This is a genomic window from Flavobacterium sp. 22659, from assembly GCF_052044235.1.
GTDB classification, from domain to species: domain Bacteria; phylum Bacteroidota; class Bacteroidia; order Flavobacteriales; family Flavobacteriaceae; genus Flavobacterium; species Flavobacterium johnsoniae.
Genome location: NZ_JBQEMU010000002.1, coordinates 317,302 through 329,785, shown reverse-complemented (window position 1 = coordinate 329,785; position 12,484 = coordinate 317,302). Strand labels below are relative to the sequence as shown.

Here is a 12,484-nt window from a genome sequence, read left to right as displayed (position 1 = left end):
TTAAAGATACAGTTTGTCATTTCGAGGAACGAGAAATCACACAAGAAATTCGACAAAGATTATGAACATAGCCCGAGGTTTCAACCTCGGGAAACGTATGTTGAAATCCCGTTACGTCCCAATGGTTGAAACCATTGGCTATGTTTATAATAACAAATAATATATCAAACCCGACAGGTTTCAAAAACCTGTCGGGTTTACAAACGAAATAAAACAAAGAATAATGTTTCAAAAAAAACACCTCTTTTTTATTCTTCTCTTAGCGAGTTTCGTCTCTGCACAGGAAGTCCATAAAAAAGAAACCAACTTTCAGCCAACATTAGAATCCTCAAGACCTTGGGTATATTGGTATTGGATGAAATCGGCGTATTCTAAACCCGGAATCACAGCCGATTTGGAAGCCATGAAACAAGCCGGAATTGCGGGTGCATATTTAATGACCATTAAAGGGCCAGCAAATCCGCCTTTGATAGATCCGCCAGTTTTACAGTTGACGCCAGAATTTTGGGATATGATTCATTGGGCTTTTAAAGAAGCAGATCGTTTAGGATTGAAACTAGCTTTTCACGGAGCTGACGGATTTGCGGTTGCAGGCGGTCCGTGGATTACACCAGAAATGTCGATGCAGAAAGTTGTCTGGTCAACGACTGAAATTTTAGGTGGAAAAAAAGTGGCGCTGAAATTGCCAGTTCCAGCACATTACAAAGACTATTATAAAGACATTGCCACTTTTGCTATTCCGATTAAAGAATACCAAATTACTTCGCAGATACAACTGCCAAAAGTAACCACATCAAACAATACAGATGCATCGTTTTTGGCTGATCCTAAAAAAGACGAAAACTTCAAGTTTGCTGATGCAGGTTGGATTCAGTACGAATTTGCTCAGCCTTTTACGTGCAAATCTATTGTCATTGAAACCAAAGGAAGAGATTTTCAGGCACAGCGTCTGATTGTCGAAGTAAGCGATGACGGAATCAATTTTAGATTTCACGAAAGAATGATTGCGCCACGTCACGGCTGGCAGGATATGGATTTCCCAAATACACATACTATTACGCCAGTTACAGCAAAATATTTCCGATTTGTTTATGATCCAAAAGGAACAGAACCCGGAGCAGAAGATTTGGATTTTGCGAAATGGAAACAAAACCTGAAAGTAAGTAAAATTACGCTTTCAAATCAGTCGTTGATTAATAATTACGAAGGAAAATCAGGAGCAATTTGGCGCTTGACTCCGCAGACTACTGAAAAAGAAATTCCAAATTCTGATGCATTCAAAAAATCAGAAATTATCAATATCTCCAATTTTGTTGATGCCAATGGAAATCTCAATTGGAAAGCTCCAAAAGGAAAGTGGAAAATTATCCGAATGGGACATACTTCTACAGGGCATGAAAATGCCACTGGCGGAGCAGGAAAAGGATTGGAAGTAGATAAATTTAACCCCGAATTAATTCGTTTTCAGTTGGATCATTGGTTTGGAGAAGCCGTTCGCTCTGCTGGGCCAGAATTGGCTTCGAAAGTTCTTGAAATCCTTCATTTTGACAGTTGGGAATGTGGAAGTCAAAATTGGTCTTCGGTTTTTCAAGCTGAATTTAAAAAGAGACGTGGTTATGATATTATAGAATATCTGCCAGTTATGGCTGGAATTCCAGTAGAAAGTGCCGATTTTTCAGAGAAAGTTTTATACGATATTAGAAAAACAATTGCCGATTTAGTTGCCGATAATTTCTACGGAACTGTAGCGCAAATCGCCAAAGAAAACAACATAAAATTAAGCGCCGAGAATGTAGCGCCAGTTGTAACAAGCGATGCATTGCTTCATTATAAATATGTCGATTATCCAAGCGGGGAATTTTGGTTGAAAAGCCCAACGCACGATAAACCTTTTGATATGGTCGATGCCATTTCTGGCGGACATATTTACGGAAAAGATATTATTCAGGCAGAATCTTTTACGGCTCTGCGAATGGATTGGGACGAACATCCGGGAAATCTAAAAACAACCGCAGACCGCAATTATGCTTTGGGAATTAACCGTTTATTCTATCACGTTTTTGTCCACAATCCGTGGACGGACAGAAAACCGGGAATGACTTTAGACGATATCGGAACTTTTTTCCAAAGAGACCAAACTTGGTGGAAACCTGGGCAAGCGTGGTTTGATTATTGCCAAAGAGTACAGTTTCAATTGCAAAAAGGAAAACCTGTAATTGATCTGGCAGTTTTTATCGGCGAAGATTTTCCTTCCCGTTCTTTTGTACCTGATCGTTTGGTGCCGTTTATTCCGAATGTTTTCGGAAAAGAAAGATTGGAAAGCGAGAAAATCCGTTTAGAAAATGAAGGTCAGCCAACGGCCAAAATGCCAAAAGAAGTGACGTATTCTAAAAATATAACCGATTTATCACAATGGATTAACTCGCTAAATGGTTATCAATATGATTCATTTAATGCCGATGTTTTGATTAACCGTGCGAAAGTTCAGAACGGTAAAGTAACATTTGATGGTGGAATTGAATATGGAGCTTTATTCTTCCCTGGAAGTCATAAAATGGCACCGAATAAAATTTTGTCTTTGGCTTCCGCCGAAAAAATACTGAAATTGATTAAAGACGGAGCAACGATTTTTGTAGATGAAAAACCGAATCTTCAGCCAGGAATTCAATCAGAAACCGATCAAAAGAAATGGCAAAATGTAATTGATGAAATTTGGAATAACAACAATTCTTCAACATGGAAAATAGGAAAAGGAACAGTTGTTAAATTACCGTATTTAGGAAGTGATTTTGCTTCAATCGGAATTACACAAGACGTTTATTTTCCAAATTTAAACCGAGCTGATTCAGAAACATTGGCTTGGGCGCATCGTAAATCGGATACCGAAGATATTTATTTCATTTCTAATCAAAAAGGAGAAAAAAGAACATTTGATGCTTCTTTCAGAATAGCTGGAAAAGCTCCTAAATGGTATAATCCTGTAACAGATCAAACTTCGGCTTTATCCAATTGGAAAATAGAAAACGGAAGATCAATTGTTTCGATAAGTTTAGATGCGAACGAATCTGGTTTTGTGATTTTTAAAGAAGTAACAAAAGAAGTTTTAGCTCAAGGAAAATCATCTGAGTTTGAAAAAGTTCAGACTTTAGATGAAAACTGGGAATTGCAGTTTGATCCTGAGTTTAAAGGCCCAAAAGAAGTGGTAAAAACAAACAAACTTTTTGATTGGAGTGCTTCAAATAATGATCAGATTAAGTATTATTCAGGAACTGTTATTTACAAAAAAGAGTTCGTTTGGAAAGGAAAAGACACCAGTAAAATTTGGTTAGATTTAGGTGAAATCTCAAATATAGCTGAAATCAAAATCAATGGAAAAGACTGCGGAACGCTTTGGACTTTTCCTTTCAAAACAGATATTTCAAAAGCTTTGCAAAAAGGAAAAAATACAATAGAAATTAAAATCACAAATACCTGGAGAAACAGATTAATTGGCGATCAAAAATTGCCAAAAGAAGAAAGGTTAACGTGGACAACAGCGCCGTTTCGATTAGAAGGAGAACCTTTGTTGAAAGCTGGATTATTGGGGCAGGTTACAGTTTTACAGGAAAAATAAATGTTAGCCACAGATTAAAATGATTATTTGGATTGTCACCCTGAGCGAAGTCGAAGGGCATTTCAATTGGAATCGGGCTTCGACTTCGCTCAGCCTGACATAACTAAAACTAATAATCCTTTTTAATCTTTTAATCTATGGCAAAAAATAAATAAAAAATGAAAAAATCAATTATTGCATTATTAACGATTTTAGCAACTCTTCAAATCAATGCCAAAATCAAATTGCCAGCATTGTTTTCTGATAACATGATGTTACAGCAAAAATCTAACGCACCAATTTGGGGCTGGGCGGAAAAGAACGCTAACATCGTAATCAAAACTTCTTGGGATTCTAAAACCTACAAGGTAAAAACAGATGCTTCAGGTAAATGGAAAACAGAATTAAAAACGGTTTCCTTTGGTGGCCCATATACCATTGAAGTTTCAGAAGGAAACGAAAAAGTAACCATCAAAAATGTTTTATTGGGTGAAGTTTGGCTTTGTTCAGGGCAGTCCAATATGGAAATGCCTTTGAAAGGATTTCAAGGTCAGCCCGTTAAAAATGGAAACGAAATTATCGTAAGATCAACCAATAAAAACATTCGATTGATTACGATTCCAAGAGCGACAGTTTTAGAACCTTTGCAGGATTTTGAAGGAAAATGGGAAGAAGCATCTCCAAAATCAACATCCAATTTTAGTGCAACGGCTTGGTATTTTGGATCGCTTTTACAGGAAGTTTTAAATGTTCCTGTTGGATTGATTCATGTTTCTTACGGAGGTTCGAGCATGGAAGCGTGGATGAATCAGGAAATGCTGAAAGATTTTACAAGTGCTAAAATTCCGACCACAAAAGAAGAATTGGCAAAAGACCCAAACCGTGTTCCGACGACTTTGTTTAACGGAATGCTTTCGCCTGTAATTGGTTACGGAATCAAAGGTTGTATTTGGTACCAAGGAGAATCGAATTACGAAAGAGCAAATGAATATAAGGCTTTAATGAAAAAAATGGTAAGTAGTTGGAGAACGTTGTGGAATCAAGGAGATTTTCCGTTTTACTATGCGCAGATCGCACCGTTTAATTATGCTTCTTTTCATCCAAAAGATTATTTGGAAAAATACAATTCAGCTTATTTGAGAGAAGCGCAGTTTAAGGCTTCGAAGGAAATTCCGAATTCAGCAATGGCAGTTTTAATTGATGTTGGAGAAGAAAACAATATTCATCCAATGGATAAAGAAAAAGGCGGAAACCGTTTGGCTTTTCAGGCTTTGGCAAGAACTTACGGAATTGAAGGTTTCGAATTCGAAAGTCCGAAATACAAATCAATGGAAATAAAAGATGGCGCTGTAACGGTTTCTTTTGATGATGTTGCAAACGGAATTACATCTTATGATAAAGAAGTAACTGGTTTTGAAATAGCAGGAGAAGACAAAGTTTTTTATCCAGCTAAAACTGTGGTCAGAAGAAAATCAGTGGTTTTGACTTCTGATAAAGTGAAAAATCCAGTTGCTGTTCGCTATTTATGGAAAGACTTTGTAAAAGCGGAATTGTTTAGTGCAGGTGGTTTGCCAGTTTCTTCGTTTAGAACAGACGAATGGTAATTGTGAATTGTTAATTGTGAATGATTAATGATGAGTTTAACGACTAGTTTGTCATTTCGACGAAGGAGAAATCTTCGCAAGTAGTTTCGAAATCTTTGTCGATCATGCAACGAAGATTTCTCCTTCGTCGAAATGACAAAAAAACTTTAAAAAGAGTAAAATTGAAATACATCAAATACATACTTCTCTTCACAACGCTTTGCATTAAAGCGCAAATTCCTATGCTTGATAATTACAATCAGGTTTGGACAACTCAAAGCAATAATTCATCAGAATCTATGCCTTTGGGAGGCGGAGATATTGGTATGAATGTTTGGGTAGAGAAAGGGGATTTGTATTTCTATTTTTCGCGAAGCGGAACTTTTGATGAGCATAATACTTTATTGAAATTAGGAAGAGTAAAAGTGACTTTAAGTCCGAATCCTTTTGAAGGAAAAGAAGGGTTTCATCAGGAATTGAAACTGAAAGATGGTTATGTTTTAGTTGGGCAAAACAACACAAAAATAAAACTTTGGGTTGATGTTTTTAAACCGATAATTCATGTTGATTTAGAAAGTAAAAATCCGTTGAAAATGACTGCTTCTTACGAAAGCTGGCGTTATCAAAACCGCTATCCGAAAGGAAAAGAAAACAACGCGAATTCCTATAAATGGGCGCCTCAGGGGGAACTTATTACGTATAAAGATTCTATTTCGTTTGAAAATAATGGTATCAAATTTTATCACAGAAACAGAGAAAATACGGTTTTTGATGTAGCAGTAAAACAGCAAAAAATGGAATCGGTTAAAGACCAAATGCTAAACCCGATTGCGAATTTGACTTTCGGCGGATTTATGAAAGGCGATAATCTAAAACCAGACGGAACATATCTTGGAAAATATCAGGATACCGATTTTAAAGGTTTTAATTTAACAAGCATTAAACCATCCAAAAAACATTCTTTAGAAATTTATTTAAACACCAATCAATCTGATTTTTCTACTTGGGATAATGGATTGAAAAGTTTCATTTCGGCAAATAAAAATACAGCAAAACAAGCAGAAAAAAACACTCAAAAATGGTGGAATAATTTCTGGAATCGCAGTTTTATTTTCACTCAAAAAAATCAGTCAACTGCCAAAGATTCGGTGTATCAGATCGGGCAGAATTATCAATTGTTTCGATATATGTTGGGATGCAATGCGTATGGAAAATATCCAACCAAATTCAACGGCGGACTTTTTACAGTTGATCCTGTTCATACTAATAAAGACCTGAATTTTACGCCTGATTTTAGAAATTGGGGAGGAGGAACGATGACGGCTCAAAACCAAAGATTGGTTTATTTCCCGATGGTAAAAAGTGGTGATTTTGATATGATGAAATCACAATTGGATTATTATTTGAGTTTGCAGAAAAATGCTGAATTACGATCTAAAGTATATTGGAAACATAATGGAGCATCATTCACCGAGCAACTAGAAAACTTCGGCTTGCCAAATCCAGCTGAATACGAATGGAAGCGTCCTGCAGATTACGATCCGGGAATGGAGTACAATGCTTGGCTCGAATACGAATGGGATACTGTTTTGGAATTCTGTCAAATGATGCTGCAGCAGAAAGATTATGCAGGAGAAGACATTCAAAAATACAATCAATTCATCATCAGCTGTCTTCGTTTTTTCGATGAACATTATCAATACTTAGCAAAACAACGAGGCAGAAAAGCTTTAGATGGAAACGGAAAATTAGTTCTTTTTCCAGGTTCAGGGGCTGAAACTTATAAAATGGCGAATAATGCCAACAGCACAATTTCAGCTTTGCAAGTTATTACAGAAAACCTTTTAAACCTTTCAGGAAATCAATTGTCAAAAGAAGACGTTGAATATTTAAAAGCATTTCAAACCAGAATTCCGCCTTTAAATTTCGGGCAGATTGAAAATCATAAAGTTTTACTTCCTGCTAAAACTTGGGAAAGAGTCAATAATTCAGAAGTTCCACAATTGTATCCTGTTTATCCGTGGGGAATTTATGGTGTTGGAAAACCTGATTTGGAAACGGCTTTAAATACATGGAAATACGATCCAGATGCTTTAAAATTTAGAAGTCATGTAAGTTGGAAACAAGATAATATTTTCTCCGCTCGTTTGGGGTTAACCGAAGAAGCGATGAAATACAATACACTTAAAATGGCCAATTCAGAAAGACGTTTTCCAGCTTTTTGGGGACCTGGTTTTGATTGGGTTCCAGATCATAATTGGGGCGGATCGGGAATGATTGGCATGCAGGAAATGCTTTTGCAGGAAGCAGACGGGAAAATCTATCTTTTCCCAGCGTGGCCAAAAGATTGGAACGTTCATTTTAAATTACACGCCAAACAAAATACAACAATTGAAGCCGAACTCGTGAATGGAGAATTGAAGGTTTTAAAAGTAATTCCAGAAGAAAGAAAAAAAGACATTATAAATCTGCTAGGAAAATCTGAAGCAGAGAAAACAAAATTAAACTAACTATTGCTAATTAAAATGATAAAGAAATTAATAAGTGGTGCTGTTTTGTCCATGCTTTTAACCACAAATGGACAAGCACAATCAGTTCAAAATACTGATAAACAAATCGTAAAAGTTGACTTTGATTTTTTTCAAAGAAGACTAGAAGAAGTTCATGATCCAAGTTATGATTCGTGGGTAATTAACGAAGGAAAAGAAGCCGAAAAATCATTTAATAATGTATCTTTTAAGTTAAAAGGAAACTTTACTTCAAAATGGTACAAAGTCGGAATGAGTGCTCCACATTACAATAGATTAGGAAGTGATGGATTGGTTACGGCTGAAAATTTAGAATTGAAAATCAGCGGACTGAAAGCTGGGAAACATACGCTTTTGACATTTCATAACGCTTTTGATGTCATTACAGGAAAAACTTTTTCTCCGATAAAAATCTACGTAAACGGAAAACTTCAGGAAACCGTAAATGCAAGTCAGAGAGCCAATGCTAAAATTGATGCTTCTATGGCATATATTACTTTTAATGCTGAAAAAGGAAAAGATGTAATTGTTCGTTTTGAAATTGATCCAACTTCAAACCCAGATATTATAAAACAGATTGTAATCAACGGTTTTGAAATTGATACGCCAAATTTAATGAATCAGGCCAGAACTCCAGAACCAAAAAACAGAGACGAACATGTTGAAGTGGGTAAAACTTTAACTCTAAAATGGGATGCTGTAAAAAACGTAGCATCGCATAAAATTTATTTTGGTGAAGATAAAAATGCGGTAGAAAACGCAACAGAATCTTCAAAAGAATTTAAAGGAAAACTAACTGAGAAATCGTATTCAGTTTCTGATTTATACAGCGGGACAACGTATTACTGGAGAGTAGATGAAGTCGATGCTAAAGGTGAAGTTACTCAAGGTAATGTTTGGTCGTTTAAACCGGCACAATTAGCATTTCCGGGAGCTGAAGGTTACGGACGTTATGCAGTTGGAGGACGGGGCGGAAAAGTAATTGAAGTGACTAATCTAAATGATGACGGACCAGGAAGTTTACGTGATGCGATCAATCAGGAAATTGGACCAAGAACGATTGTTTTTACTGTTTCGGGAAATATTAAACTAGAATCGAGATTAGTGGCAAATCAGCCCTATATCACTATTGCGGGACAAACTGCTCCTGGTGAAGGAATTACGATTAGCAGAGCTCCAATAGGTTTGACAGGAAATGATGGTGTCATGAGATTTTTAAAAGTTCGTATCGGTGGAGGCAGAACATTCGACGGAATGGGATTAACGGGTGCAGATCACAGTATTATTGATCACTGCTCTATAAGCTGGACAATTGATGAATCGTTTAGTTCACGTGGAGCGCATCACATTACATTACAGAGAACTTTAATTTCTGAAGCGTTAAATGTTGCCGGACATGGTAAATATGAAGCTGGAAAAATGCACGGTTACGCTGCTACAATTGGCGGCGATATCGGAAGTTTTCATCATAACTTATTAGCTCACAATTATGGACGTAACTGGAGTATTGGCGGTGGTTTAAGTGGTGACGGATTCTACACTGGAAGATTGGATATTACAAATAATGTAGTGTACAATTGGGGAAAAAGAGCAACAGACGGTGGTGCAAACGAAGTTAATTTTGTAAATAATTACTATAAACCAGGTGCTTCAACTGCAATTTTTGTGGCGCTAAATGCACAGCATGAAGGGGTTGGAAAAGGTATGCAGCGTTATTATTTTGACGGAAATGTTATGCCGGGTTACTTCGATGAGAAATCTCAGGATAAAGGTAGAAAATCGACTATAAGTCATAACGAAAAGGTAGAATATGAAACTTTTGTAGACAAACCATTTTTTCCTTCTTATGTAGAAACGCAATCAGCTAAAGCAGCTTATAAAAATGTGCTTTCAGATGTTGGTGCTAATCAGCCGTTTTTTGATAAACATGATAATAGAATTGTAGAGGAAACTTTAAAGGGAACTTTCACTTACAAAGGAAGCAAAAGCGGTTTAGGCGGTATGATCGATAACGAACAAGATGCAGGCGGATGGCCAAATTTTGCTTCAGAAACTCGTCCGACAGATTGGGATACAGATCATGACGGTTTGCCAAACTGGTGGGAAAAAGCTTTTGGCTTAAACGAAAATTCGAAAGCTGGAGATTTCTCAGATGCGAATCAAGATACAGATAAAGACGGATTTACGCAGTTGGATAATTATTTAGACTGGCTGGCTCAACCTCATTATTTTGTGAATTCAGGAGAGAAAAAGACTTTAAGTGCTGCAGATTATTTCAAAGGATACGAAAACAAACCAGCGTATACTTTCTCTGATCTTAAAAATGGAAAAGTGGTTTTAAAAGGAAAAGAAATTCAGTTTACAGCTGTTGAAAAAAGATTTGCTTCTTTCGTTCTAACGGTAAAAGATGCAGATGGAGATTCAATGAGCAGAACCATTAATTTCTTTATTAAATAAAAAAATGGGTTTGCCACGAATTACACGAATTGCACTAATTTTTTCTTTTTCTTGCCACAGATTAAAAGGATTAAATTGATTTTATACTAAATAATCTGTGCTAATTCTTTTAATCTGTGGCAAAAAACTAATTCGTGGAAATTAGTGTAATTCGTGGCAAACAAAAAATAAATTCAAAATGAAAAAGAACATCATCATATCCTCTTTATTTCTTTCAACCGTAATCTTTGCGCAGAACAAAGGTTTGGTTGCCAATTCAGAAAGTCCTTATTCGAAATTACAGAGTGTTGGTTTGCAAGATGTAAAATGGACAAACGGTTTTTGGAAAGAACAATTTGATGTAGAAACCAAAAATACTTTGCCATATATGTGGGATTTGTATCATAACGATGAGATTTCGCATGCTTACAAAAACTTCGAAATTGCGGCAGGTTTAAGCAAAGGAACTTTCAAAGGGCCTTCGTTTCATGATGGTGATTTCTATAAGATTTTTGAGGGAATGGCAGCGACTTATGCTGTCACAAAAGATAAAAAACTCGATGCTGAAATGGATAAAGCCATTACGCTTTTCGCGAAAGTACAGCGCAAAGACGGTTATATTCATACGCCAGTTTTAATCGACGAACGTTGGGGAACTTTAGGGCCAGAAGAAGTGAAAAAACAATTGGGTTTTGAGAAATACAATATGGGACATTTAATGACTGCAGCCTGTATTCATTATCGTGCGACAGGAAAAACAAATTTCCTAAATATTGCAAAAGGTGTTGCCGATTTCTTGTATGATTTCTACAAAAAAGCTTCACCAGAATTGGCTCGAAATGCCATTTGTCCGTCTCATTATATGGGAATTGTCGAAATGTACAGAACGACCAAAAATCCGAAATACTTAGAATTGGCTAATAATCTAATTGATATTAAAGGAACTACAAATGACGGAACCGATGATAATCAAGATAGAGTTCCGTTTAGACAGCAGACAACTGCAATGGGGCATGCTGTAAGAGCGAATTATCTTTACGCTGGAGTTGCCGATTTGTATGCCGAAACAGGAGAAAAGAAATTATTAGACAATTTAGAATCGATTTGGGATGATGTAACCTATCGTAAAATGTACATTACTGGCGGTTGTGGATCTTTATATGATGGCGTTTCGCCAGACGGAACTTCTTATGATCCAACTGTAGTTCAGAAAATTCATCAGGCTTACGGAAGACCTTTTCAACTGCCAAATGCAACAGCTCATACTGAAACCTGTGCTAATATTGGAAATGTTTTATGGAATTGGAGAATGCTTCAAATTACGGGAGATGCCAAATATGCTGATATTATAGAATTAGCTCTTTATAACAGTGTACTTTCTGGAATGGATTTAGAAGGAGAAAAATTCTTGTATAACAATCCGCTGAATGTTTCTAATGATTTGCCATTTCATCAACGTTGGGGGAATGAGCGTGAAGGATATATTGCCTTATCCAACTGTTGTGCACCAAACGTAACGAGAACAATTGCTGAAGTTGGAAATTATGCTTACAATATTTCGAAAGAAGGTTTGTATGTGAATTTATATGGAAGTAATCAATTGAAAACAAAATCTTTAAACGGAGAAGAAATCGAAATTGAACAGCAAACCAATTATCCGTGGGACGGAAAAATAACTTTGAAAATTGTGAAAGCTCCAAAAGATTTACAAAATTTCTTTTTAAGAATTCCGGGTTGGAGTCAGAATGCTGAAATTTTGATAAACAATTCAAAAATTAATGATAAAATTGTTTCAGGAACTTATTTGAAATTAAATCAGAAATGGAAAAAAGGAGATGTAATCGAATTGAATTTTCCAATGCCGGTTGAGTTAATGGAAGCGAATCCGTTGGTTGAAGAAGTTAAAAATCAGGTCGCTGTAAAAAGAGGACCTTTGGTATATTGCTTAGAATCTGATCAGCTTCCTGCGAAAGTAAGTGTAAATGATGTGGCTTTAAATTTGAAATCGAATTTCGCAACAAACAATTTCATATTGAATAATAGAAATTTAGTAAGCATTGATGCTGAAGCCGTTATAAATTCAAATAATTCATGGAATAAAACGTTGTACAAACCGCTTTCTTCTAAAAATGCAGATGCTGTACAAGTAAAATTGATTCCGTATTTTGCATGGGGAAATAAAGGAAAAGGGGAGATGACGGTTTGGATGTCGCACTAAATTTTGGACGCGGATGAAACGGATTGCCCTTGGCAAAACGCGGATTTAAACGGATTTTTAATTTTTGTCAAAGATATTAATCGCTCAGTTTGTCATTTCGACGAAGGAGAAATCTTCGCAAGTAGCT

Annotated in this window: 5 protein-coding genes; all 5 read left to right on the top strand. The window is 36.2% G+C overall.

The features are described from left to right. The first annotated feature begins 223 nt into the window (after positions 1-223). The 5 genes from ACTJIW_RS03430 (at position 224) to ACTJIW_RS03410 (ending at position 12,357) form a co-directional block, all read left to right on the top strand. A complete protein-coding gene (locus tag ACTJIW_RS03430; protein WP_440715510.1) occupies positions 224-3,613 on the top strand; it encodes a glycosyl hydrolase in 3,390 nt (1,129 codons plus the stop codon). A 158-nt stretch (positions 3,614-3,771) separates the two neighbouring features. Beyond that, complete coding sequence (locus ACTJIW_RS03425) at positions 3,772-5,196, top strand: sialate O-acetylesterase (RefSeq protein WP_440715511.1); 1,425 nt, start codon at positions 3,772-3,774, stop codon at positions 5,194-5,196. 161 nt (positions 5,197-5,357) lie between these two features. Next, positions 5,358-7,685 (top strand): DUF5703 domain-containing protein, encoded by a 2,328-nt coding sequence (locus ACTJIW_RS03420; RefSeq protein WP_440715512.1) that lies wholly within the window; start codon positions 5,358-5,360, stop codon positions 7,683-7,685. 15 nt (positions 7,686-7,700) lie between these two features. Further along, complete coding sequence (locus ACTJIW_RS03415; protein ID WP_440715513.1) at positions 7,701-10,160, top strand: pectate lyase family protein; 2,460 nt, start codon at positions 7,701-7,703, stop codon at positions 10,158-10,160. Between the two features lie 178 nt (positions 10,161-10,338). Beyond that, complete coding sequence (locus tag ACTJIW_RS03410) at positions 10,339-12,357, top strand: aceric acid hydrolase (protein WP_440715514.1); 2,019 nt, start codon at positions 10,339-10,341, stop codon at positions 12,355-12,357. Positions 12,358-12,484 lie beyond the last annotated feature (127 nt).

Excerpts from the sequence above, each read along its gene's own strand:
- ACTJIW_RS03415 (WP_440715513.1), top strand. The coding sequence starts at position 7,701 with ATGATAAAGAAATTAATAAGTGGTGCTGTTTTGTCCATGCTTTTAACC.
- ACTJIW_RS03410 (WP_440715514.1), top strand. The coding sequence starts at position 10,339 with ATGAAAAAGAACATCATCATATCCTCTTTATTTCTTTCAACCGTAATC.
- ACTJIW_RS03430 (WP_440715510.1), top strand. The coding sequence starts at position 224 with ATGTTTCAAAAAAAACACCTCTTTTTTATTCTTCTCTTAGCGAGTTTC.
- ACTJIW_RS03425 (WP_440715511.1), top strand. The coding sequence starts at position 3,772 with ATGAAAAAATCAATTATTGCATTATTAACGATTTTAGCAACTCTTCAA.